This window comes from Actinoplanes sp. NPDC021490 (assembly GCF_055562135.1).
Window position 1 is genome coordinate 39,194 of the sequence record NZ_JBVHFW010000026.1, and the last position, 21,830, is coordinate 61,023.

Consider the following 21,830-nt stretch of genomic DNA (forward strand, 5'->3'; position numbering starts at 1 on the left):
TCCTTCGCCGACAATCCCACGGTAGGGTCAGCTCGTGATCTGTCAGGCCTGCCGGGACCGGCGGCACGAGGACTGCCGCGGCGGCTCGTGGTGCGACTGCCAGCACCGCGCGCCCGAGCCCACCCCACCGGTGACCGGGCCGCCCGGCCCATGACGTCGTTCCCCGCCTGGCCGTCCGGCGACGACGGCCTGGTCGAGCTGTATCCGCGTAACCCGGAGCCGACGCTGCGGATGAACTTCATCGCTGGCGCCGACGGGGCGGTGACCGTCGACGGGCTCTCCGGCGGGCTGCACGGCCCGGGCGACAAGGAGATCTTCGACTCGCTGCGGATGGTCTGCGACGCGCTGATCGTCGCGGCCGGCACCGTCCGGGCCGAGAACTACGACGCGTTGCGGCTGACCGCCCCGGCCCGGGCCTGGCGGGTGGCGCACGGCCTGCCCGAGTTTCCGCTGATGGTGATCGTTTCGCGGTCGATGGATCTGGACCCGGATCAGCTCGTCTTCTCCGATGCCCCGATCCGCCCGGTCGTGCTGACCCACCGAGGCGCCCCGGCGGCGCCCCCGGCGGCCGACGTCATCGCGGTCGGTGACGAGGAGGTCGACCTGGCGGCCGGGGTGCGGGCGCTGCACGAGCGCGGCGCCACCCAACTGCTCTGCGAGGGCGGCCCCAGCCTGTTCGGCTCGATGATCGGGGCCGACCTGGTCGACGAGCTGTGCCTGACGGTCTCGCCGCTGCTCGTCGGCGGCGGCCCCGGCCGCATCTCGGCCGGGGCCCCGTCCCCCGTTCGCCGCATGTCCCTGCGCCACGTGCTGACCCGCCAGGACATGCTTTTTCTCCGGTACGCCCGTCAGGGCCGCTGACCGGCCTTGTCGACCACCGCCATGCGCAGCTGGGCGGTCCACCGCGAGACCGCCCCCTTCGGGTACGGCTTGAGGTGCCCGACCACGACGACGCGTTCGCCCAGGAACTCGTGGGTGCGGGCGTCGAAGATGTAGTCGAGGCGGACCGGCCCGGAGAGCAGCGAGACCGCCATGCCCGTACGCCCGGCCAGGTCGGCCCGCTTGACCAGGGTGGTGCCGGGAATGGTGGCGGCCGCCTCGAACAGCGCGGCCCGCGAGTCCGGCGTCAGGTATTTCTCCCGGAGCGTCTCGCCCAGCTTCTCCCATGCCGCGGCGTCCGGACCGTCGTTGGCGGCGGTGCCTTCGTCGACGCTGTAGAGCCATTGGCGCATGGCCTTCGGGTCGGTGGGCAGCCCGGTGAGATAGGGCGTCGACCCGTACGGATCGAGCGGCACGTGATACTTCTTGCCGGTCCTGGTCTCGGTCTGCACGAGCAGGCCCGGCCGGGAGCCGTCGACGGGCAGCCAGATCTTGCGGTTGAGTTCCTGGGGCGGCACCCAGGTGGGCTTGGTCTCGAGGTTCTCGACGTTGTCCTGCGTCTCGATCGACTCGAAGTAGAGAAACTGCCCGGGCCCGGCCCGCAGCACCGGCTCGGCACGGACCTCGGCCGCGGCCAGGCGCAGCAGCCCGGGAGCGTCGGTGGCGCTCCGCGGGCGTTCCGGCGCCGACGATCCGCCGGCCTGGGGCGGGACGGGACGACTTTCCGGGTCGTGGCCGATTACTCCGGTGGCCACGGCGACGACGGCCAGCGCGGTCGCGGCGGCCAGGGCGGCGGCCGGTGCGACCCGCCAGGCCCAGCGGCGGCGCCGGGCCGGCGCGGCCGAGGTGAACATGGCCGCCCGGGCCGCGGCCAGAGTCGCCGGGGCGGGCGGCGGCACGTCGGCGCGGAACTCCTCCATCAGATCGAGGTCATTCATCGTCGATCCCGTTCGTGAGGTCGAGGTGGGGGACGGCCGCGCGGAGGCGTTTGCGGGCGCTGTGCAGCCGGGAGCGGACGGTGCCGATCGGGATGCCCAGGGCCTCGGCGACCTCGGGATAGCTCAGCTGCGCCTGGCTGATCAGGGTCAGGACGTCGCGCTCGCCCCCGTTGAGGCCGGCGAGCGCGCCGGCCAGGGCCCGGACCTGCTCGGACGCCGTGACCCGGGCCGCCACCCGGTCGTCGTGACCGGCGAGCGCGGGGTCGAGGCCGGTGCGGGCCAGGGCACGGTACTGCCGGGTCTCGGCCCGATGGTGGCCGCGCAGCAGGTTGGCCGCGATGCCATAGAGCCAGGGCAGGGCGTCCGGCCGGCTCGAGTCGTACGCGGAACGGCTCTTGAACGCGGTGAGGAAGGTCTCGGCGTTCAGGTCGTCGGCGAGCGTGCCCCCGGCCCGTCGCGACAGATAGCGGTGAATGGCCGGGGCATGCCGGTCGAAGACCGACCCGAACGCCTCGGGCTGAGTGGCCGAGAGCCGGATGAGGTCGCCGTCGGTCAGTTCGGCCCGGGTGGCCGTCGGTCTCATGCGTGCCCTCTCGAGTGCCGTGGAAGTCCCGTCACCCGTCTTTGGCCGATCGGCTCACATCGGTTCGTTCCCGGGCGCGCCTCCACCCGTACGTCAAGATCTTGTGGATAACTCTGTGTATGAACACAAGAACTTGTGGACAACGCGTGCCAACCCACGCCTGGTGCGAGTTCTGTCGTACCCCTGGTGCACGATGATCGACGTGTCTGACGACGAATCTTCCCCCGTCGGGCGGGTCCTAGGTACAGCCGACGCGACGCCGCTCCAGTTCTGGACGGCCGTGACCCCCGGCAGTTATCTACAACTCGATGACGTGGTGGTCACCAAGCGTGATCTGCCGGACCGCGAACCGGTGACGATCGCCGGGGTGGTCACCCAGGTCCGGGCGCGGCACGAGGGCGCCCAGTTCGACTCCGACGTCTTCGCCATCGCCGACGGCACGCTGCCGGCCCTGGTCCAGGAGGCGGCCGAGATCACCACCACGCGGGTCGACCCCGAGCTCTACGTCCCGCCCGCGCCCGGCGCGATCGTGCACCGCGCGTCCGGCGCGGCCCGCGACGCCGCGCTGCACTTCGACCGGATGGAGCGGCGCATCCCGATGGGCACCGGCCGCGACGGCGTGCCCGTGTTCCTCAACGCCGACTTCCTCGACGGCACCCGCGGCGCGCACGTCTCGATCTCCGGCATCTCGGGCGTGGCCACCAAGACGAGTTTCGCGACGTTCCTGCTCTATTCGGTGTTCCGCTCGGGCGCGCTCGGCGCCGACGGCACCAACGCCCGCGCGCTGATCTTCAACGTCAAGGGCGAGGACCTGCTCTTCCTCGACCACCCGAACACCAAGCTGGACGAGGCCACCCGGGCCAACTACAAGCTGCTCGAGCTTCCGGCGACCCCCTTCTCCGACGTACGGGTCTATGCCCCGCCCCGCGCCGGCGACTCGTCCGGCGCGCCCGACGTCAGCAGCCGGCTCACCGGCGTCGACGCGTTCTACTGGACGCTCGAGGAGTTCTGCGAAAAGCGTCTCCTGCCGTACGTGTTCGCCGACGCCGACGACGAGCGCCAGCAGTACACGATGGTCGTGCACTCGGTCACGGCCCACCTCAACCGCCATGCCGTGCCCGCCGAGGGGGGCATCAGCATCGACGGGCGCCGCATCTCGTCGTACGGGGACCTGGTCGACCACATCGTCGAGCAGCTCACCGACGACGAGACCCGCTCCACCTGGGCGGGCAGCGCGATCAACATGGGCACGGTCAACGCGTTCGCCCGCCGGCTGATCGGCAGCAAGCGCGACCTGGCCCGGCTGATCCGCGGCGACCTCGCCCAGCGCCGCCCGCACCAGATCAAGACGGCCGAGTCGGCCCAGGTCACCGTGGTCGACCTGCACAACCTGCCCGACCGCGCCCAGCGGTTCGTGGTCGGCGTGACGCTCAAGACCGAGTTCGAGGAGAAGGAGAAGGCCGGCACCGGCCGCCCGCTGCTCTTCGTCGTGCTCGACGAGCTCAACAAGTACGCGCCGCGCGAGGGCACCTCGCCGATCAAGGAGGTGCTGCTCGACATCGCCGAGCGCGGCCGCTCGCTCGGGGTCATCCTGATCGGCGCCCAGCAGACGGCGAGCGAGGTCGAGCGGCGGATCGTCACCAACTCGGCGATCCGGGTGGTCGGGCGGCTCGACCCGGCCGAGGCGGCCCGGCCCGAATACGGCTTCCTGCCCCCGGCCATGCGTCAGCGCGCGCTGCTGGCCCGGCCGGGCACGATGTTCGTCAACCAGCCCGACATCCCCGTCCCGCTGTGCGTCGAGTTCCCCTTCCCGGCCTGGGCCACCCGCAAGTCCGAGTCCGGTCCGCCGCCCGCCGAGACGATGAAATCCATCGTCCAAGGGGCCGACCCGTTCGCCGTCGTGGGCCACCGCGGCGGTTCGTCCGACGACGACATCCCGTTCTAAGGTTCTGCCGATGCGCATCCTGCACACGTCCGACTGGCACGTCGGCAAGGTCCTCAAGGGACGCAACCGGCACGAGGAGCACATCCGCGTGCTGGCCCAGGTGGTCGAGACGGCCCGGGCCGAGCGTCCCGACCTGGTCGTCATCGCCGGCGACCTCTACGACACCGCGGCCCCGACGGCCGACGCGACCCGGGTGGTCACGCGGGCGCTGACCGCGCTGCGCGGCACCGGCGCCCAGGTCGTGGCCATCGGCGGCAACCACGACAACGGCCCGGCGCTCGACGCGCTGCGCCCGTGGGCCGAGGCGGCCGGCATCACGCTGCGCGGCGCGGTGAAGGACAAGGCCGACGAGCTGGTGATCAGGGGAGAGACCGCGGGCGGTGAGAAGTGGCAGCTCGTCACGCTGCCGTTCCTCTCCCAGCGATACGCGATCCGGGCCGCCGAGATGTACGAGCTGACCGCGGCCGAGGCCAACCAGACATACGCCGACCACATCGCCCGGCTGATCGGGAAGCTGTCCGAGGGCTTCGACGAGCCCGGGGTGGTCAACCTGCTGACCGCCCACCTGACCATCGTGGGGGCGTCGGCCGGCGGCGGTGAGCGCGAGGCGCACACGATCATGGGGTACGCGGTGCCGGCCACGGTCTTCCCGCGCAACGCGCACTACGTGGCGCTCGGCCACCTGCACCGCGCCCAGCAGGTGATCTCGCCGTGCCCGACCCGGTACAGCGGCAGCCCGCTGGCGATCGACTTCGGCGAGGAGGAAAACGTCTCCTCGGTCGCGATCGTGGACGTCAGCGTCGACAAGGCGGCCCGCGTCCGCGACGTGCCGATCACCGGGGCGGTCACCCTGCGGACCGTGCGAGGAACCCTCGAACAGCTCGCCACGGTGAACCTTCCGGATGCCTGGCTCCGTGTCCTCGTACGGGAAAAGCCGCGGGTCGGCCTCCGCGAGGACGTGCAGGAGCTCCTGCCCAACGCCCTCGAGGTGCGGATCGACCCCGAGATGATGCCCAACCGGGTGGGGGAGCGGATGGCACAGCGGGCCGGGCGATCGCCGCGCGACCTCTTCGGCGACTACTTGGACAGCCGGGAGAACGCCGAGGACGGCGTACGCGAACTCTTCGACGAGCTGTACGACGAGGTGAGCACTCACTCATGAGCGAGCGAAGCGAGCGCCGCAAGCTCAGTGACCAGGTCTCTGGTCCGGCGGAGCGAAGCGGAGACGGATCATGAGACCGATCAGGCTCGACATGGCCGGGTTCACCGTTTTCCGCGACGAGACGACCGTCGACTTCACCGACGCCGACTACTTCGCGCTTGTCGGGCCCACCGGCTCGGGCAAGTCGACGGTTCTCGACGCGATCACCTTCGCCCTGTACGGCACCGTCCCGCGCTGGGGCGGCACCCGGGGCATCGGCAACGCGCTGGCTCCGTCGGCCGTCGAGGCCCGCGTCCGGCTGGTCTTCGAGTCGGCCGGTGACCGTTACGTCGCGACCCGCGTGGTGCGGCGCGACGGCCGCGGCAACGTCAAGACCGCCGGCGCCGGCCTGCAGCTGATGCCGGCCGGGTTCGACGTCACCAAGCTCGACACCGGCATGGACCTCGACGACCTCGGCGAGGTGCTGGCCGGCACCCCGGCCGAGATGGACCAGGCCGTGCTCGAGGCCGTCGGCCTGCCGTTCGAGCAGTTCACCAGCTGTGTCGTGCTGCCGCAGGGTCAGTTCGCCGACTTCCTGCACGCCAAGCCGGCCACCCGCCAGCAGATCCTGGTCAACCTGCTCGGCCTGCACGTCTACGAAGAGGTGCAGACCCGGGCCACCGGCCGCGCGCAGACGGCCGAGGGCAAGCTCGCCGTCGTCGACCAGAGCCTGGCCGGGCTGGCCGACGCCACCGACGAGGCGGTCGAGACGGCCGGGCAGCACGTCACCCGCATGCGTGAGCTGACCGCGGCCGTCGAGCTGGCCGTCCCGGGCCTGCGCGCCCGGCGCACGGCCGAGGCCGAGGCCGCCTCGGCCCGCGACGAGCTCGACGCCGACCTGCGGCTGCTCTCCTCCGTGCGTACGCCCCGGTCGAGCGTGGAAACCGCCGGCGTGACCGCGGCGGCCCGGGCGGCCGCCGCCGAGGCCGCGGACGAGGTACGCGCGGCCGAGGAGAAGGAAGACAAGGTCCGCGGGGAACTGGCCGCGGCCGGCGACGCCGGATCGCTGAGCCTGATGCTCGACCGGCACGCCGAGCTGGACCGGCTCGCCGGCCAGGCCGAATGGTTCGCGGGCGAGGTGTCGGTGGCCGAGGTCGAGCACCGGGACGCCGCCACCGCGGCCGAGATCGCCCACAGCGCCCACCTCGGCGCGGCCCAGCTGCTCGAACAGGCCCGGCTCGACTACGTGGAGGCGCAGCGCATCGACCGGGCCTCCGCCCTGCGCGCGCACCTGTCGGCCGGCGACCACTGCCCGGTGTGCGAGCAGACCGTCACCACCGTGCCCACCGTGCCCGAGGAGTCGGCCGTGCGCGCGGCCGAGACCACCGGCAAGGCCGCCCGCGCCGCCGCCGAGGTCGCCGAGGCCGCCTGGCAGCAGCGCGACGCCGTGGCCCGCAAGCTCGAGAGCAACCTCGAACGCAAGCGGGCCCAGCACGAGCACCACCTGTCCCGGATGGCCGAGGCCCGGGCCGCGGTCGCCGAGTCGCCCGGCGTGGACGCGCTGCGCCGCCAGCTGGCCGAGATCGACCGGCTGCAGAAGCTGCTCGACCGGGCCGGGGTGGCCGTGCGGACCACCCGGTCGGCGCACCGGCAGGCGCAGGCCGCGGTGATCGCCGCCGAGGAGCGTCAGCGCACCGCGTGGCGCGAGTTCGAGACCGTACGGGACCGGGTGGCCCGTTTCTCCCCGCCGCCGGCCGACCGCGACGATCTCGCGGGCGCGTGGTCGGCGCTGGCCGAGTGGGCCGCGGCCCAGGCGGCCGAGCGGGCGACCGCCCGGGCGTCGGCCGAGGAGGCCGTGGCCGCCGCCCACCGGTCCACGGCCGCCGTGCTCCAGGAGATCGCGGCGTTGTTCACCGCGGCCGGGGTCGCGGTTCCCCAGCCCGACGAGTCGGCCCTGATCCGGGCGGCCGCCGTGGCGGTGGAACGGTCCGAGGCGACCTGGCGGCGGCTGTCCGACCGGCGCGACCAGGTGGGCGAGCTGACCGAGCAGCGGATGACGCTGCAGCGCGAGATGCGGGTGGCCAAGTCGCTGGCCGGGCACCTGCGCGCCAACAACTTCGAGCGCTGGCTGCTCGAGGAGGCGCTCGACATGCTCGTCGACGGCGCGTCGCGGATCCTGCGCGAGCTCACCGGCGGGCAGTACGACCTGATGCACGACAAGGGCGAGTTCTTCGTCATCGACCACCACGACGCCGGTCTGCGGCGCGGGGTGCGCACGCTGTCCGGCGGCGAGACGTTCCAGGCCTCGCTGGCCCTCGCGCTCGCCCTCTCCGAGCAGCTCGCGGGCATGTCGACCACGGCCGCCAGCCTCGAGTCGATCGTGCTCGACGAGGGCTTCGGCACGCTCGACGCGGCGACGCTCGACGTGGTCGCGGCGACGCTGGAAAACCTGGCCGCGCGGGGCGACCGCATGGTCGGCGTGGTGACTCACGTCAACGCGCTGGCCGAGCGGGTGCCGGTGCGGTTCGAGGTGCACAAGGACGCCCGTACGGCGCACGTTCTGAGGGTGGGCCTTTGACCAGGATGTTCGTGGACGCGTGGGATCCGTCGTACGGGTCGTCGTTCGAGGGCGGCGCGGAGGGCGGGGACGGGCCGGCCTCGCCGAGCAGCGCGCAGGTCGACACCGACGTCGAGGTGCCCGCGGCCGAGTGGGCACCGATCGACGTGTCGTCCTCGGTGCGCTGCCCCGACGTGGTGTTTCTGGTCGACGGGGTCCGGCGCAACGACGCGGGACTGTGGACGGCCGAGGAGGACGGGACGTCGTACGCGGGGCTCGCCGCCTCGTACGCGGCCGGCGTGGTCCGGTGCGATCTGGCCCGCGGGGCGGCCGAGCTGGTGGGCGCGCGCGTCGGCCGGGGTCTGTTCACCGCGAGCCCGTCGGCCGGGGACGTGCAGGCGGGCTCGGTGCGCTACGAGGTGCACCGCATCCACGGGACGGGCGAGGCGAGCAAGCTGCCGGCCGCCGTACAGGGTCCGCTGACCGCTCTCGAGATCGACATCTCGTCGGCCGCCCGCGAGATGGGCGCGCCGGTCGCCGCCGACGATCTGCTGGTCGTGGACGGGCCGTTGCGCAACAGGCGTCAGCTGCCCCGCACGATCGGCTACGTGAAGACTCAGCAGAAGCAGTATCTGCCGGCCTCGCTGACCACGGTCGTGACGTCTTTGCGGCCCACGCAGCGGACCCCGGTCTTCCACCTGGGCACGGTGTGGGGCGGCTGGTCCTGGTATCTGCGTCTGCCCGGCGCCTCGGGAGCGCCGTGGTCGGGGATCGTACGGGTGGAATGCTCGCCCGATCTGGCCCCGGAGCAGGCGATCGAGCTGGCCGACATCTCGGGGGCCACGCTGCCGCGGTTCGCGTCGTCGGCGTACAAGGATCCGCGCGCGCCGCAGAACCTGGTGCCGATCGCCGGTCTGGAACGACGGCTGCGGGGCATGCTGGGCGACTCCCGGGTGCTGCACCGGGCGCTGACCCAGGCTACCGCCCGTTCGCGATGAGCTGACGGACCAGTTCCCGTACGCGTTCCGGGTCGGTGTCGTCCGCGCTGAACACCAGGTGGGCCGAGCCGACCACGCTGAGCGCCACCGTGTCGGCCCCCGGTTTCCGTTCCGCCCTCAGATAGGCGGCGATCACGGCCGTGGCCTCGGCCAGGACAGGCAGCCCGAAGGCGCGGTCGCGGCGCAGCCGGGCGCGTAGCTCGCCGCGCCCGATGACGAGGGCGATCAGGCCGAGCCCGACCCGGTCGAAGACGCCGAACAGGAAGTCGGCGATGTTCTCGGCCACGTCCCCGGTGCCGGCGTGCTCGGCCATGGTGGCGCCCCACGCCTCGAGACCGGCGACCCGGCGGCGCACGAGCTCGGCCAGGAACTCGTCGAAGTCGGCGAAGTGCCGGTGCAGCACGCCCTTGGCCACGTCGGCCTCGGCGGTGACGGCCCGGCTGGTCAGCCCGTTGTGACCGTCGCGCACGAGGACGCGCTCGGCGGCGTCGAACAACTGCTGGCGTACGTCGCGCAGCGCCACTCCGGTCGGCACGGTGCCCAGCCTCCCACATAGCCGAATGGGCACGTGCCCACTAGAGTGGGCGCATGCCCACTCCGCACCGTGAACGCGAGACCGCCGAATCCTTCGGCGCCGACGCCGCCCGCTACGACCGGACCCGGCCGTCCTATCCGCAAGCCCTGATCGACCGGATCGTGGCCGGCAGCCCCGGTCGTTGTTTCCTCGACGTCGGCATCGGCACCGGCATCGTGGCCCGGCAGCTGCGGGCGGCCGGATGCGACGTCCACGGGGTCGAGCCCGACGCGCGCATGGCCTCGTACGCCCGCTCGCAGGGCTTCGAGGTCGAGGTGAGCCGGTTCGAGGACTGGGAGCCCGCCGGGCGGGCCTTCGACGCCGTGGTGGCCGGTCAGGCCTGGCACTGGATTGATCCCGTCGCCGGAGCCGCGGCGGCCGCGGCGGCGCTGCGACCCGGCGGGCGGCTGGCTTTGCTGTGGAACGCGGCCCAGCCCGGGGCGGCGGTGGCCGAGGCCTTCGCCGACGTCCACGACCGGTTGCTGCCGGGCAGCCCGCTGGCCGGCCTGCGCGGAATGTCGGCCGCCGACGGCTACGCCCGGCTTCTCGATCAGGCCGACGAGGCCGTCCGGGCCGGCGGGCGGTTCTCGGACGTCGAGCGGTGGAGCCATGAGTGGGAGCTGGTCTACACCCGGGACGAGTGGCTGGACCAGTTGCCGACGCAGGGTTTGTTCACCCGATTGGCGCCGGAACGGTTGGCCGAGCTGACGGCGGCGATCGGAGCGGTCGTCGACTCGGTGGGCGGAAGCTTCCCGATGCGCTTCACGACCCTGGCCACGACGGCGCTCAGGGTCTGACGGCGATTCTCCGAAGGCGGCTCTGGGCGGGAGCGGCCGGAAGCGAGATCCGACAGATAGGTCCAACCGGGACGGTTGAGACACGGATTACTCGAACGGGCCGGATGGTGGGCAGACGTCCTCCGAACGGGCTACCGGACGGCATTGGGAGCGCTCCCAGTATGCGGGATGGAAACGCTCCGCAGGGACTTGCCTACTTAGCGGTAACGCCGCACCGGTGGTGCGTCACGCCTGCTCAGAAGGGCGTTACATGGGACCGCTGTGGCTGAGTATTATTCGGCTGCCCTGGCAGTCATATCGGTGCAGATCGATGAATTCACAGCGCGTATCCATGCGCCTCGTGACCCCCCACACGAGACCGGAGGACCGTTTGAGACCCCTTCCCGAAATTTTCCCGTCCGCGTTGATCCCGAGGGCGGTCCCCAGCCGTATCTCAGGCGACGGGGAAAGCTCCGGGCGGAGGTATCAATGCATGCGGTGGCCGAGCATCGGCTGGCGCCGGGCGGGGTGCGCCTGATGACACAGCAGCGTTCCGATGGACGGTGGCAGTCACTCGACGGAGGCCGTAGTGCGGGCGATGGTGGTTCGGTGATCCCCCGGCAGGCGCCGCGGCATGAGGCCGCGACCCCGGCGGGGGCGAGTCACGAGGACACTCTGGTCCGGATGCTCTACGAGGAGCACGCCGGTCCCTTGCTGATGTTCGTCCTGCGACTGACCGGCGGCGACCGGCAGCGCGCGGAAGACATCGTGCAGGAGACGCTTCTCCGGGCCTGGCGCAACGCGCATCGGCTCGGCGCGCAGGGCCAGCAGTCGCTGCGCCCGTGGCTGGTGACCGTGGCCCGGCGGATCGCGATCGACGATCACCGCAGCGCGAGCGCCCGGCCCGCCGAGACGTATGACCGGGAGCTGGAAAGCTTCCCCAGCCAGGCCGACGACACCGACCGCGTGCTGCAGTCGATGACCGTCTCCGACGCGCTGCGCGAGCTCAGCCAGTCGCATCGCGAGATCCTCATCGAGACCTACTTCCGGGGCCGCACGGTGCCGGAGGCGGCGGAGAAGCTCAACCTTCCGTTGGGCACCGCCAAGTCACGGGTGTATTACGCTCTGCGTGCGTTGCGGACGGCGCTGCAGCAGCGGGGGGTGACCGAATGACACAGGAAGACCACTTCGACGTCGCGTCGTATGCGCTGGGCGTGCTCGACGAGCACGACGCCGCGCGCTTCGAGGACCACCTCATCGAGTGCTCGCGGTGCGCGTACGAGTTGGAGTCGTTCGTCGAGGTCGCGGATCTGCTGGCCGACGTCGACGCCAACTCCGTGATCGTCGCCGAGGAGACCCGGCGCGACGGGGTCATGCTGCAGAAGGTGATCGGTGAGGTCAGCCACGAGCGGCATCGGGCGAACAGCCGGCGGCTCTACAGCCTGGCCGCCGCGGTCGTCATCTTCGCGATGCTCTCGATCGGCGCGTTCTTCGTGGGCGGCCAGGTGTTCGGCGGCGACAGCAGCGACCCGGCGACGACGAACACGGCGCAGCGCGACGACGGTCAGCTCGACCCGCTGCCCAACGCGGACGGCGGCCCCGGCATCGGCGGCCCCGACCTCGTGGGCGAACGCTTCACCGGTTCCGATCCACGCTCCGGCGTGCAGGCGTCGGTCGCCTTCGAAAAGAAGACGTTCGGCACCCAGATCTCGTTCTCGCTCTCCAACATCAGCGGTCCGAAGGTCTGCCGGCTGGTGGCTGTGCACACCGACGGCACCACCGAGCCGGTGCTGTCGTGGAAGGTGGGGGAGAACGGCTGGGGCACGGCCAAGAACACCGAGCCGCTGCTGCTTCAGGCGGTCACCGCCACCCCGCGCGAAGAGATCGCTCACGTGCAGGTGCAAGAGGTCGGCGCGAACGGCGCCGGAGAAACCTTGGTGCGCGTACCGTAACCAACCCTGTACGGAAAAGGACCTCGGCCGATTGGCCGGGGTCCTTTCTTTTTCCTTAGGGAGGCAGGTCCGGACCGGTCTCGCCAGAAACTCGGAAATTGATGGGAACTTTCTTCAACCGCCACGACCCCACCCTCGTACTACAGGCCGGAAACGCTAGACAAGAAACAGCCTGGAGGGCACGTGGTTCCGGAGAAGCGAAAGTTGATGGTCGTCGGCGCCGCAATCGCCGCGGCGTTCGCAGTGTCCGGCTGCGCCCCGCAGGGGTACAACGCCGCCGACTACGGCGATTCGGCCGAGCCGGCCGCCGAGAACGTCGCCGCCACCCCTGGTGCGGAGGCCGACCCGGCCGCCACCAGTGACCCGGCCGCCGCGGCCGACCCGAACGCGACCGAGGGCCCCGGCGACGCCAACGCCGCCCCCGAGCTCAGCGCCGAAGAGGCCACCAATTCGCTGACCGGCAGCAAGGTCGCGCGGATGGGCAAGGTCGTCGTCGACGACGAGGGCTTCGTGCTCTACCGCTTCGACAAGGACGGCAACAAGCCGGCCAAGAGCAACTGCGTCGGCGAGTGCGCCGAGACCTGGCCGCCGTCGCTCACCAACGACGGCAAGCCGACCATCAAGGGCGTCGACTCGAAGCTCGTCGGCACGGTCACCCGGGCCGACGGCAGCAAGCAGCTGACGCTGAAGGGCTGGCCGCTCTACCGGTACATCGGTGACAAGAAGCCGGGCAACTGGAAGGGCCAGAACGTCAACGGCACCTGGTTCGTCATCCAGCCCGACGGCGCCAAGAACCTCACCTGTCTTCCGAAGGTGTCGAAGCCCGTCGCCCCGCCCGCCGACGATTCCGCGGGTGATTCCGGCGCCGGCTCCGGTGGCGACTCCGGCACCGGCAGTGACTACAGCTACTGATTCATCTGTTGCTCGCGAACTTCTTTAATCGCTGACTCGGAGGTAGAAGAGAATGCTTACCACTCGCACATCGCGCCGCACGACGCGTTGGTTGGTGGGCATTTCGGCGACAGCCTTGGCATTCGTTCTGGCGCCGGTGAGCCCGGTTCACGCGGCTCCCGGCGCGCCGGTGCCGGTGCCGAGTTCGGGCGGCCTGAGCGACAAGGGTGTCGGCGCGATCAGCGACGCCGACCGGGACTTCGTCATCAAGGTCCGCCTGGCCGGCCTGTGGGAGGTCCCGGCCGGCAACATGGCGGCCGAGAAGTCGAACGACCAGCGCGTGGTCCAGATCGGCAAGTCGATCGCGGCCCAGCACGTGGTCCTCGACAGCCTGGACCGCGCGGCGGCGAAGAAGCTCAACATCGACCTGCCGAACAAGCCGAACGACGATCAGCAGTTCTGGCTGCAGGAGATGAAGGACGCGAACGCGACGACGTTCGACCAGATCTTCATCGACCGGCTCCGTGCCGCGCACGGCAAGATCTTCCCGGCCATCGCGACGATCCGGGCCACCACGCGGAACGATACGGTCCGCAAGCTGGCTCAGGAGACCAACCAGTTCGTCATGACCCACATGACGCTGCTGGAGTCGAGCAACATCGTCGACTACGCGGCGCTTCCCACAGCTCCCGCCCCCGCGGTCCCCGGCAGTGGACCGGTCCCGGTGGACGGGCAGATGCTCGCGGCAGCCAGCAGCAGCGGCGGCATTCCGGGCGTCAGCACCACCGTGATCCTGCTCGTCCTCGCCGCCGCGCTCGTGGCCGGCGTCATCACGTCCATGCGCATCTTCCGGGCTCGGTAGCCCCAACCGAGTTCATCGCGTAACAGAAAGGTGTCACCCCCATGCGAAGGTCCAAGTACCGGCGCGCATCCAGGAGTAACAACTGGTTCAGTGGCAAGCGCCGCATTGTCGCGGTGGCAGCCACGCTGGTGGCCTTCGGCGGCATCGTGACCGTCACCCAGGTCTCCAACGCGAGCACTGACCGGACTCAGCGCAAGGCGCTGTCCGCATGCGACAAGGTGCAGGCGCCCAACCGCACGAACCTCTCCACGGAGACGCGCCGCGGCACGTACTCCACCAACGGTGGAAAGGTCACCCAGCACCCGGACGACGGCGCGGGTGACACCGTGTCGACCCAGACGCTGCGTACCCGCTGCCGCAACTGGGTGATGAACAACGTCGGCAACGAGAACAACGAGACCCCGCCGACCGAGGCCGCGACCACGGCTCCGGCCGCCGACCCGAGCGCCGGTGGCGAGCAGGGTGGCGACCAGGGTGCTGGTGGCGAGCAGGGCGGCGACCAGGGCGCCGGCGGCGAGCAGGGTGGCGGACAGGGTGCCGACCCGAGCGCCGGTGGCGAGCAGGGTGGCGACCAGGGCGCCGGTGGCGACCAGGGCCAGGGCAACGGTGGCGAGCAGGGCAACGGTGGCGAGCAGGGCGGCGACCAGGGCCAGGGCAACGGCGAAGAGGGCAACGGCGGCGAGCAGGGCGGCGACAACGGCCAGACCACGCCTCCTCCCGGCGCCGGCCTGGGTGTGCTGACCAACAGCTGTGAGACCAGCAACCTGACTCCGCACAACGGTTTCCAGGAAGGCAGCCGCTGCGTCTCGACCGAGTTCGGTGAGGTCGGCGAGGCCAAGGACAACCCGAGCCTGCTGATCACCAACGCCCCGCGCGCGGTCGGTGTGAACCAGCCGTTCACGCTGAGCGTCAGCACCCGCAACCTGATCCGTGACCGGTTCCTCGCGGCCGGCCAGGGTGGTTACTACGTGGAGAGCTCGGTCCTGGCCAACGGCCTGGTCCGCGGTCACTTCCACACCGCTTGCCGCATGCTGGCCAGCACCAACGAGGCCCCGGCGCCCGACCCGGTCCCCGCGTTCTTCGTGGCGACCGAGGACCGCCAGGGTGGCGCGGCCCCCGACACGGTTCAGATCCAGGTTCCGGGTCTGCCCCAGGCCGGCACCGCGCAGTGCGCCTCGTGGGCCGGTGACGGCTCGCACCGCATCCCGATGATGGTCCGGGCCAACCAGACGCCCGCCTTCGACGTGGTGAAGATCCAGGTCGGCCGGCGCGGCCGCGGCTGATGCGAATCTAGGAGCCACGCCGCTTTTCCCGGAGGCGAACCTGACCGGGACGGGGTCACCGACATGAACCCGTTCCGGACAGGGCCCCCCATCGACTCCGGGTGGTCGCCCTTCCCCCTGACGGACGACAGTAGCGGCAGCTCCATGGCGGTCCGGACCACTCGGGTGTCCGGTCGCCCCCTCCGATGGCCCTGACCGGGAGCGCGGTCAGGGCCATCGGCCTGTCCGCAGGTGGTGGGCAACGGCCCGCGAAGGTGGCACAGTATGCCGGTGAGTTCGACCCGCAGGCTGACCGTGCCCGAGCGCTACCAGTTCGGCGCCTCGATCCGGTCGCTGCTGGTCCCCAAGCACGACCCCTGTGGCCGCTTCACCGGCAACGAATTCTGGCTGGCGCTGCGCACCCCCGACGGCCCGGCCACCCTGCGGCTCTCCCGCGACGCCGACGGCCTGCTGGCCACCGGATATGGTCCGGCCGCCGGCTGGGCGCTCGACCGCGCCGACGCGATCGCCGGTCTCCGCGACGACCTGAGCGCCTTCCCGGCCCTCGCCGAGGCCCATCCTCTCGTCGCCCGCCTGGCCAAGACCTTCGCCGGCGTACGCATGCCGGCCACCGGCCTGGTCTTCCGAAGCGTTCTGCGGGCAGTCCTCGAACAGAAGGTCACCGGCAAGGAAGCCCACCGGGCGTACCGGATGATCTGCAAGCAACTCAGCGAGCCCGCCCCCGGCCCGCTCGACCTGATGCTGCCGCCCGACCCGGCGGTGATCGCCGCGACGCCGTACTGGGTCTTCCACCCGTTCGGCATGGAGCAGCGCCGCACACAGGCCCTGCAGCGGGCCGCCGTGGTCGCCGACCGCCTCGAACGCTGCGCCGGCTCGGCCGAGGCCACCCTGCGCCTGACCGCGCTGCCCGGCATCGGCCCGTGGACCGCGGCCGAGGTGGTGCGGGTGGCCTACGGGGATCCGGACGCGGTCAGCGTGGGCGACTTCCACATCCCCAACACGGTCGCGTGGGCCCTGGCCGGTGAGGCCCGCGGCACCGACGAGCGCATGATGCAGCTGCTGGCGCCGTTCGAGGGCCACCGCGGCCGGGTGTGCGACCTGTTCGCCCACGGCGGCATCGGCGCCCCCAAGTTCGGCCCCCGCATGCCGATCCGGTCCTTCGCGCGCTTCTGAACGCTTCTGGAATCAGGCCGCCTCAGCCCCAGCTGGTCAGATCCAGAGTGCGCGCCAGCTCGTCGGCCAGCGCGAGCAGATCCCCAAGCAGCGGATTCTCCCGGCCCGGCACCCACGCCACCACAGTCGCCGCCCGCTCGCCCTCGAGCGGGACGAACACGACGCCGCCGCCGCGGATGCTTCGGGCCGACTGGGCCAGCCTGGTCACCCCGACGCCCGCGGCGACCAGGCCGAGCAGGTTGGGCACGCCGGCCGCCCGCTGGACGATCCGCGGGGTGAAGCCGGCCCCGGCGAAGTCGCGGTCGTACTTGTCGTGCCACGGCGGCCACGAGTCGCGCGGGGTCAGCACCCAGTTTTCGCCGGCCAGCTCGTCGAGCCGGATCGAGGCGCGGGCGGCCAGGCGGTGCTCCGACGGCAGGGCGACGCAGACCGGCTCGGTGACCAGGTTGCGGGTGGCCAGGTCGTCGACCAGCGGAGGACGGGTGAACGCGGCGTCGAACCTACCGTCGCGCAGACCCTCCACGAGCGTCGCGATCGGCACGTTGCTGGTGGTGAGCTTGGCGTCGGGGAGCCGCGAACGGACCGCGCGGACGATCGGCGGCAGCATGTAGTTGGCGGTCGACTCCAGGAACGCCAGGTTGAGGGCGCCGGCCAGGCCGCGTACGAGGGAAACGGCCTTGTCGACCTGCTCCAGGATCTGCCGCGCGGAAGGAAGGAACGCCGAACCGGCCCCGGTCAGCCGGGCGCCGCGGGTGTCCCGGTCGAACAGCCGCACCCCGAGCATCCGTTCGAGCGCCGCGATCTGCTGCGACAGCGACTGCTGGGCGATGTGCAGCTGCTGCGCGGCCCGGCTGAAGCTCGAATGCTCGGCGACCGCGACGAAGTAGCGCAGGTGGCGCAACTCAACAGTCACAGTTGGCGACTGTAGCGGCGGCAGGGAACCGGTGTTGGATCACGCCGCGCCGGTGAGCCAGCGTGGAGCGCATGAAGAACTGGCTCATCACAGGCTGCTCCTCCGGTTTCGGCCGTGCCCTGGCCGAGGCCGCCCTCGCCGCGGGCGATCAGGTTGTGGCCACCGCCCGGCGCCCCGAGACGCTCGACGGGCTGGGCGCCACCCGTACGGCCGCTCTCGACGTCACCGACGAGGACCAGGTCAACGAGGTGGTCGCCGGGGCCGTACGGGACCTGGGCCGCCTCGACGTGGTGGTCAACAACGCCGGGCACGGCAGTGTGGGCGCGGTCGAGGAGCTCACGATGGCGGAGCTGCGCGCGCTCATGGACGTGATGTTCTTCGGCGCGGTCGCCGTCACCAAGGCGGCCCTGCCCCATCTGCGCGCCCAGCAGTCCGGCACGTTCGTGCAGATCAGCTCGATGGGCGGCCAGGTCACCATGCCGGGCTTCGGGGCCTACTGCGCCGCCAAGTTCGCGCTCGAGGGGATCTCGGAGGCGCTGGCGGCCGAGGTCGCGCCGTTCGGCGTACGGGTCCTGATCGTCGAGCCGGGTTCGTTCCGCACCGAGTTCGGTGGTGGCCGCATGCACCGGTCGCGGACCATCGACGCGTACGGGATCTCGACCTCGCAGACCCGCGCCGCCGTCGACAGCATGGACGGCGCCCAGCCCGGTGACCCGGCGAAGGCGGCCGCGGCCATCGTCGACGCCGTCAACCGCCCGGACGCGCCGCTGCACCTGGCGCTGGGCGGCGACGCGGTGGAGGCGATCGCGGCGGCCCAGGCGAGCCGGGCGGCCGACCTGCGGGCGTGGGCCGAGGTCAGCCGTGGGACCGCTGGCGACTGGTCTCGTACAGGATGACCGTGGCCGCCGTCGCCGCGTTGAGCGAGCTGGCCGCTCCGGTGATCGGAATGCGGACCAGCACGTCGGCCGCCGCCCGCCAGGCCGCGCTGAGCCCGCTGGTCTCGTTGCCGATCAGCAGGGCGGTCGGGCCGGTCAGGTCGTGGTCGGCCACCTCGACCGCGCCGTGCTCGTCGGTGCCGACCAGCTGAATCCCGGTCCGGGCGGCCCAGTCGAGCACCGGCTCGGGCCCGTCCAGCTGGAGAACCGGCAGAGCGAAGATCGAACCGGTGCTGGCCCGTACGGCCTTCGGGTCGTACGGGTCGGCGGCGTGCCCGGTCACCACGACGGCGGCGGCGCCGAACGCGTCAGCCGACCGGATCAGCGTGCCGATGTTGCCGGGGGTGGACGGCCGGTCGAAGACCACCACGAGGTCGGCGGCGGGCAGCGCGGGCGGCTCGGGCAGGGCGACCACGGCGATCAGCTCGGCCGAGTCCTTGCCGGCCAGTTCGGCCACCAGTTCGGAGGACATGGCCACCGGGCGGGCGCCGGTGCGGTCGAGCATGTCTCGCGCCCAGCCGGACAGCGACTGCCGATCCGGGTAGATCAGGTCGCGGATCTCCCAGCCGTGCTCGGCGGCCAGCGAGATCGGGCGTACGCCATGGACCAGGAACTCGCCGGCCCGATGCCGCTTGGTGCGGTTGGTGAGCAGCGCCTGCCACTGCTGGAAGCTCGCGTTGCGGGTGCTCACCCGGACAGCCCTCGACATCGCAGCGACGATACCGGGTCACAATTGCTGTGCGAGGAGGTGTACTCCATGCAAACTGGCGGCGTGGCTTTCACCCTGACGATCGACTGTGGCGGCGGCGGCATCAAGGGTTCCGTGCTCGACGAGGCCGGCACGATGCGGGCGCAGCCGTTGCGCGTCCCGACCCCGTACCCGTTGCCTCCCGATCTCTTCGTCAAGACGTTGACGCAGCTCGGCGAGCGTCTGCCCGCGCACGACCGGGTGACCGTGGGCATGCCGGGGATGCTGCGCCACGGTGTCGTCGTCGCCACCCCGCACTACATCACCCGGTCCGGCCCCCGTACGAGGATCGACCCCGAGCTGCAGGACGCGTGGTTCGGTTTCGATGCCCGCACCGCGCTCGAGGACGCGTTCGGCCGCCCCACGCTGGTGCTCAACGACGCCGAGGTGCACGGGGCCGGCGTGGTCGCGGGCACGGGGTGCGAGCTGGTGCTGACCCTGGGCACGGGTCTGGGCTGCGCGTTGTTCGACGGCGGCGCGCTCGCCCCGCACCTGGAGATGTCCCAGGCCCCCGTACGGTGGGGAATGTCCTACGACACGTACATCGGCGAGCACGAGCGGCGCCGTCTCGGGGATGCCCTCTGGTCCCGCCGGGTCCGCAACGTCGTCGAGGGGTTGCGGCCCGTCTTCCTGTGGGACCGGCTCTATCTCGGCGGCGGCAACTCGCGCCTGATCACCGCCGCCCAGCTCGCGCGCATGGGCGACGACGTGGTGGTCGTGCCGAACACGGCCGGCATCGTGGGCGGGGTGCGCGCCTGGACGCTGAAGACGTCGCGCTGACATGCGACCCGCGGCGATCCTGCTCGATTTCGGGGGCGTGCTGGCCGACGCGCCGCCGCAGCGGACGGCCCCGCCCGGGCTGGTGCTGCGCATCTTCAACCTGGTGCGGGGCGCGCTGACTCCGGGCGAGATCCAGCGGTCGCTCACCGAGGGCGCGGTCGCCTATGCCGCGTGGCGCGACGAGGACTGGCCCGACGAGCTGAGCCAGGCCGAGGTGTGGAATCGGTTCATCCTGCCGGGGTGGCCTCCGGCGGCCCAGATTCCCGTACGCGGGGCCGTGCGCAAGCTGAGTTACGAGTGGGCCTGGCGGGACAACTGGTCGATCCGCCCCGGCATCGTCGAGGTCCTGCACACCGCCGCGGACGCGGGCATCCCGCTCGCCGTGGTCTCCAACACCCTCTCGGGCGCGGCCCATCGCGACTACCTCGACAAGTCCCACCTGGGTGACCTGTTCGCCGTGCAGGTCTACAGCGACGAGGCCGGCGTCCGCAAACCCAACCCGCAGATGATCTGGAACGCCACCGACGAGCTGGGCGTCGACCCGGCCGCGTGCTGGTTCGTCGGCGACACCCCGCGCCGTGACATCCTGTGCGGCCGCCGGGCGGGCATCGGCCGGGCGATCCTCATGCTCTCGCCGCGCACCGCCGCCGAGCCCACCGGTCCCGCCCCCGACGACACGATCGAGGACGGCCACGGCTTGCGGATGCTGCTCCAGAAACATCTCTAACCGAAGAGCCCGGCGAGCCCGTACGGTGCCCCGGCGCCGAAAATCAGCTCGATGGTCTCGCGTGCGGCGACGGCCTCGGCCTCGCTGCGCCGGAACATGACTTCCTCGTACGCCGCGTACGCGGTCTCGAGATCGGAGGGGTTCGCGGCGATCGCCTGACCGAGTTCCGCCCCGTCCAGCATCGCCAGGTTCGCGCCCTCGCCGCCGGGCAGGGTCACGTGCGCCGCGTCGCCGAGAAGTGTCACGCCGGGGGTCCGCTCCCACCGGTGCCGGTCGGGCAGCCGGTGGATGCTGCGCAGGACCGGCCCGGTGTCGCCGCCGGTGATGAGGGAGAGCAGTTCGGGCGCCCAGCCGTCGAACTCGTCCGCGATCCGCTCCTTGGCCGCCGGGGCATCGGCGAAGTCGATCCGCGCGAACCATTCGAGCGGGCGGTCGAGGACGACGTACGTGTGGATGACGTTCCCCGCCTCCCGGTGAGCGAGGAACCCCTGCCCCGGCACCAGGGCGTACATCGCGCCGTTCCCCACGGCCCGGGCCGCCCCGGGGTGACGCCGGTCGACGTCGTGCAGGTAGGTGTCGACGTAGCTCATGCCCGCGTAGACCGGCTTCTCGTCCGACACCAGCGCCCGGACGCGGGACCAGGTGCCGTCGGCGCCCACGAGGGCCTCGGAGTCGACCGCCGAGCCGTCCGTGAACGCGAGTCGATGGCGTCCGTCGCCGAGGGGCGTGGCCGACCGGAGCTTCTTGCCCCACCGGACGGTCCCGGCCGGCAGCGACTCCAGCAGGATGCGCCGGATGTCCCCGCGAAGGGCCTCCGGCCGGGCCGTCGAGCCGTCGTCGGGCATCTCGGCCAGCACCGTGCCGTGCCGGTCGAGAACCCGCTGCGCCGCCCCGCCCGCGTGGATGATCGACCGGAACTCGCTCGTGAGCCCGGCGATCTCCAGCGCGAGCTGACCGTTGTGCTCGTGCAGGTCGAGCTGGCCGCCCTGGGTGCGGGCGTCGGCCGAGGCGTCGGCGTCGTAGACGGTGACGGGGACGCCGTGCAGGTGCAGGACGCGGGCGAGGGTGAGCCCGCCGAGACCCGCGCCGACGATCGTGACCGGAGTCGTCATGGTGATCCTCTCCTAGCAGTTGGACCACTGGTCCATTCGCTCTACTATTGGACCGCCGGTCCA

General features: G+C 71.7%; 21 protein-coding genes. 15 read left to right on the forward strand and 6 right to left on the reverse strand.

Annotation, left to right across the window (positions count from 1 at the left end):
- The first annotated feature begins 150 nt into the window (after nt 1–150).
- The gene (locus ACZ3I4_RS44745) at nt 151–861 is read left to right on the forward strand and encodes a pyrimidine reductase family protein (RefSeq protein ID WP_465388256.1); all 711 of its coding nucleotides are present in this window, start codon (nt 151–153) and stop codon (nt 859–861) included.
- Here ACZ3I4_RS44745 and ACZ3I4_RS44750 read toward each other — a convergent pair.
- Together ACZ3I4_RS44750 and ACZ3I4_RS44755 are read right to left on the reverse strand one after the other, a co-directional pair.
- Nucleotides 849–1,817, reverse strand: a complete 969-nt coding sequence (locus tag ACZ3I4_RS44750; protein ID WP_465388257.1) for a CU044_5270 family protein — start codon at nt 1,815–1,817, stop codon at nt 849–851. The genes ACZ3I4_RS44745 and ACZ3I4_RS44750 overlap by 13 nt on opposite strands.
- Nucleotides 1,810–2,400, reverse strand: coding sequence for an RNA polymerase sigma factor (locus ACZ3I4_RS44755; protein WP_465388258.1), 591 nt, complete (start codon nt 2,398–2,400; stop codon nt 1,810–1,812). The genes ACZ3I4_RS44750 and ACZ3I4_RS44755 overlap by 8 nt, the downstream gene beginning before the upstream one ends.
- Nucleotides 2,401–2,593: 193 nt before the next feature.
- Here ACZ3I4_RS44755 and ACZ3I4_RS44760 point away from each other — a divergent pair, with 193 nt between their 5' ends.
- From ACZ3I4_RS44760 to ACZ3I4_RS44775, 4 genes are all read left to right on the forward strand, one after another.
- Nucleotides 2,594–4,345 carry an ATP-binding protein gene (locus ACZ3I4_RS44760; protein WP_465388259.1) on the forward strand — a complete coding sequence of 584 codons (1,752 nt, stop codon included), beginning with the start codon at nt 2,594–2,596 and terminating at the stop codon, nt 4,343–4,345.
- A 10-nt stretch (nt 4,346–4,355) separates the two neighbouring features.
- Nucleotides 4,356–5,507, forward strand: coding sequence for an exonuclease SbcCD subunit D (locus ACZ3I4_RS44765; protein ID WP_465388260.1), 1,152 nt, complete (start codon nt 4,356–4,358; stop codon nt 5,505–5,507).
- 70 nt (nt 5,508–5,577) lie between these two features.
- A complete protein-coding gene (locus tag ACZ3I4_RS44770; protein WP_465388261.1) occupies nt 5,578–8,064 on the forward strand; it encodes an AAA family ATPase in 2,487 nt (828 codons plus the stop codon).
- Nucleotides 8,061–9,041 carry a hypothetical protein gene (locus ACZ3I4_RS44775; RefSeq protein ID WP_465388262.1) on the forward strand — a complete coding sequence of 327 codons (981 nt, stop codon included), beginning with the start codon at nt 8,061–8,063 and terminating at the stop codon, nt 9,039–9,041. Before ACZ3I4_RS44770 ends, ACZ3I4_RS44775 begins: the two co-directional genes overlap by 4 nt.
- Here ACZ3I4_RS44775 and ACZ3I4_RS44780 read toward each other — a convergent pair.
- Entirely contained in the window at nt 9,022–9,576 is a 555-nt protein-coding gene (locus ACZ3I4_RS44780) for a TetR/AcrR family transcriptional regulator (RefSeq protein ID WP_465388263.1), read from the reverse strand. The two genes, ACZ3I4_RS44775 and ACZ3I4_RS44780, sit on opposite strands and share 20 nt — an antisense overlap.
- A gap of 53 nt (nt 9,577–9,629) precedes the next feature.
- Between ACZ3I4_RS44780 and ACZ3I4_RS44785 the strand changes: the two genes are divergently transcribed.
- From ACZ3I4_RS44785 to ACZ3I4_RS44815, 7 genes are all read left to right on the forward strand, one after another.
- On the forward strand, nt 9,630–10,412 hold the full coding sequence (locus tag ACZ3I4_RS44785) for a class I SAM-dependent methyltransferase (protein WP_465388264.1): 783 nt from the start codon (nt 9,630–9,632) through the stop codon (nt 10,410–10,412).
- A 468-nt stretch (nt 10,413–10,880) separates the two neighbouring features.
- The gene (locus ACZ3I4_RS44790; protein ID WP_465388265.1) at nt 10,881–11,564 is read left to right on the forward strand and encodes a sigma-70 family RNA polymerase sigma factor; all 684 of its coding nucleotides are present in this window, start codon (nt 10,881–10,883) and stop codon (nt 11,562–11,564) included.
- Entirely contained in the window at nt 11,561–12,343 is a 783-nt protein-coding gene (locus tag ACZ3I4_RS44795; protein WP_465388266.1) for an anti-sigma factor family protein, read from the forward strand. The genes ACZ3I4_RS44790 and ACZ3I4_RS44795 overlap by 4 nt, the downstream gene beginning before the upstream one ends.
- Before the next feature lie 183 nt (nt 12,344–12,526).
- Nucleotides 12,527–13,255 carry a COG4315 family predicted lipoprotein gene (locus ACZ3I4_RS44800; protein ID WP_465388267.1) on the forward strand — a complete coding sequence of 243 codons (729 nt, stop codon included), beginning with the start codon at nt 12,527–12,529 and terminating at the stop codon, nt 13,253–13,255.
- A 136-nt stretch (nt 13,256–13,391) separates the two neighbouring features.
- The gene (locus tag ACZ3I4_RS44805; RefSeq protein ID WP_465388268.1) at nt 13,392–14,096 is read left to right on the forward strand and encodes a DUF4142 domain-containing protein; all 705 of its coding nucleotides are present in this window, start codon (nt 13,392–13,394) and stop codon (nt 14,094–14,096) included.
- A 41-nt stretch (nt 14,097–14,137) separates the two neighbouring features.
- Entirely contained in the window at nt 14,138–15,379 is a 1,242-nt protein-coding gene (locus ACZ3I4_RS44810) for a Pecanex-like protein 1 (RefSeq protein ID WP_465388269.1), read from the forward strand.
- Between the two features lie 264 nt (nt 15,380–15,643).
- Complete coding sequence (locus ACZ3I4_RS44815) at nt 15,644–16,552, forward strand: DNA-3-methyladenine glycosylase family protein (RefSeq protein ID WP_465388270.1); 909 nt, start codon at nt 15,644–15,646, stop codon at nt 16,550–16,552.
- A 22-nt stretch (nt 16,553–16,574) separates the two neighbouring features.
- On the opposite strand, the gene ACZ3I4_RS44820 is transcribed toward ACZ3I4_RS44815, so the two are convergent.
- The gene (locus ACZ3I4_RS44820) at nt 16,575–17,465 is read right to left on the reverse strand and encodes a LysR substrate-binding domain-containing protein (protein WP_465388271.1); all 891 of its coding nucleotides are present in this window, start codon (nt 17,463–17,465) and stop codon (nt 16,575–16,577) included.
- 71 nt (nt 17,466–17,536) lie between these two features.
- Between ACZ3I4_RS44820 and ACZ3I4_RS44825 the strand changes: the two genes are divergently transcribed.
- Nucleotides 17,537–18,361: an oxidoreductase gene (locus ACZ3I4_RS44825; protein ID WP_465388272.1), complete on the forward strand. Its 825-nt coding sequence runs from the start codon at nt 17,537–17,539 to the stop codon at nt 18,359–18,361.
- On the opposite strand, the gene ACZ3I4_RS44830 is transcribed toward ACZ3I4_RS44825, so the two are convergent.
- The gene (locus tag ACZ3I4_RS44830) at nt 18,321–19,109 is read right to left on the reverse strand and encodes a TrmH family RNA methyltransferase (RefSeq protein WP_465388273.1); all 789 of its coding nucleotides are present in this window, start codon (nt 19,107–19,109) and stop codon (nt 18,321–18,323) included. The two genes, ACZ3I4_RS44825 and ACZ3I4_RS44830, sit on opposite strands and share 41 nt — an antisense overlap.
- A gap of 63 nt (nt 19,110–19,172) precedes the next feature.
- Here ACZ3I4_RS44830 and ACZ3I4_RS44835 point away from each other — a divergent pair, with 63 nt between their 5' ends.
- Both ACZ3I4_RS44835 and ACZ3I4_RS44840 read left to right on the forward strand, forming a co-directional pair.
- On the forward strand, nt 19,173–19,928 hold the full coding sequence (locus ACZ3I4_RS44835; protein WP_465388274.1) for an ROK family protein: 756 nt from the start codon (nt 19,173–19,175) through the stop codon (nt 19,926–19,928).
- Between the two features lies 1 nt (nt 19,929).
- Nucleotides 19,930–20,655 carry an HAD family hydrolase gene (locus ACZ3I4_RS44840; RefSeq protein WP_465388275.1) on the forward strand — a complete coding sequence of 242 codons (726 nt, stop codon included), beginning with the start codon at nt 19,930–19,932 and terminating at the stop codon, nt 20,653–20,655.
- Here ACZ3I4_RS44840 and ACZ3I4_RS44845 read toward each other — a convergent pair.
- Nucleotides 20,652–21,767 carry an FAD-dependent oxidoreductase gene (locus ACZ3I4_RS44845; protein WP_465388276.1) on the reverse strand — a complete coding sequence of 372 codons (1,116 nt, stop codon included), beginning with the start codon at nt 21,765–21,767 and terminating at the stop codon, nt 20,652–20,654. The genes ACZ3I4_RS44840 and ACZ3I4_RS44845 overlap by 4 nt on opposite strands.
- Nucleotides 21,768–21,830: the final 63 nt, after the last annotated feature.

What these genes read in the sequence shown, in the direction of transcription:
- ACZ3I4_RS44765 (WP_465388260.1), top strand. Translation starts at nt 4,356, where the DNA reads ATGCGCATCCTGCACACGTCCGACTGGCACGTCGGCAAGGTCCTCAAG.
- ACZ3I4_RS44785 (WP_465388264.1), top strand. Translation starts at nt 9,630, where the DNA reads ATGCCCACTCCGCACCGTGAACGCGAGACCGCCGAATCCTTCGGCGCC.
- ACZ3I4_RS44825 (WP_465388272.1), top strand. Translation starts at nt 17,537, where the DNA reads ATGAAGAACTGGCTCATCACAGGCTGCTCCTCCGGTTTCGGCCGTGCC.
- ACZ3I4_RS44745 (WP_465388256.1), top strand. Translation starts at nt 151, where the DNA reads ATGACGTCGTTCCCCGCCTGGCCGTCCGGCGACGACGGCCTGGTCGAG.
- ACZ3I4_RS44810 (WP_465388269.1), top strand. Translation starts at nt 14,138, where the DNA reads ATGCGAAGGTCCAAGTACCGGCGCGCATCCAGGAGTAACAACTGGTTC.
- ACZ3I4_RS44755 (WP_465388258.1), bottom strand. Translation starts at nt 2,400, where the DNA reads ATGAGACCGACGGCCACCCGGGCCGAACTGACCGACGGCGACCTCATC.
- ACZ3I4_RS44815 (WP_465388270.1), top strand. Translation starts at nt 15,644, where the DNA reads ATGCCGGTGAGTTCGACCCGCAGGCTGACCGTGCCCGAGCGCTACCAG.
- ACZ3I4_RS44795 (WP_465388266.1), top strand. Translation starts at nt 11,561, where the DNA reads ATGACACAGGAAGACCACTTCGACGTCGCGTCGTATGCGCTGGGCGTG.
- ACZ3I4_RS44750 (WP_465388257.1), bottom strand. Translation starts at nt 1,817, where the DNA reads ATGAATGACCTCGATCTGATGGAGGAGTTCCGCGCCGACGTGCCGCCG.
- ACZ3I4_RS44845 (WP_465388276.1), bottom strand. Translation starts at nt 21,767, where the DNA reads ATGACGACTCCGGTCACGATCGTCGGCGCGGGTCTCGGCGGGCTCACC.
- ACZ3I4_RS44770 (WP_465388261.1), top strand. Translation starts at nt 5,578, where the DNA reads ATGAGACCGATCAGGCTCGACATGGCCGGGTTCACCGTTTTCCGCGAC.
- ACZ3I4_RS44830 (WP_465388273.1), bottom strand. Translation starts at nt 19,109, where the DNA reads ATGTCGAGGGCTGTCCGGGTGAGCACCCGCAACGCGAGCTTCCAGCAG.
- ACZ3I4_RS44760 (WP_465388259.1), top strand. Translation starts at nt 2,594, where the DNA reads ATGATCGACGTGTCTGACGACGAATCTTCCCCCGTCGGGCGGGTCCTA.
- ACZ3I4_RS44840 (WP_465388275.1), top strand. Translation starts at nt 19,930, where the DNA reads ATGCGACCCGCGGCGATCCTGCTCGATTTCGGGGGCGTGCTGGCCGAC.
- ACZ3I4_RS44790 (WP_465388265.1), top strand. Translation starts at nt 10,881, where the DNA reads ATGCATGCGGTGGCCGAGCATCGGCTGGCGCCGGGCGGGGTGCGCCTG.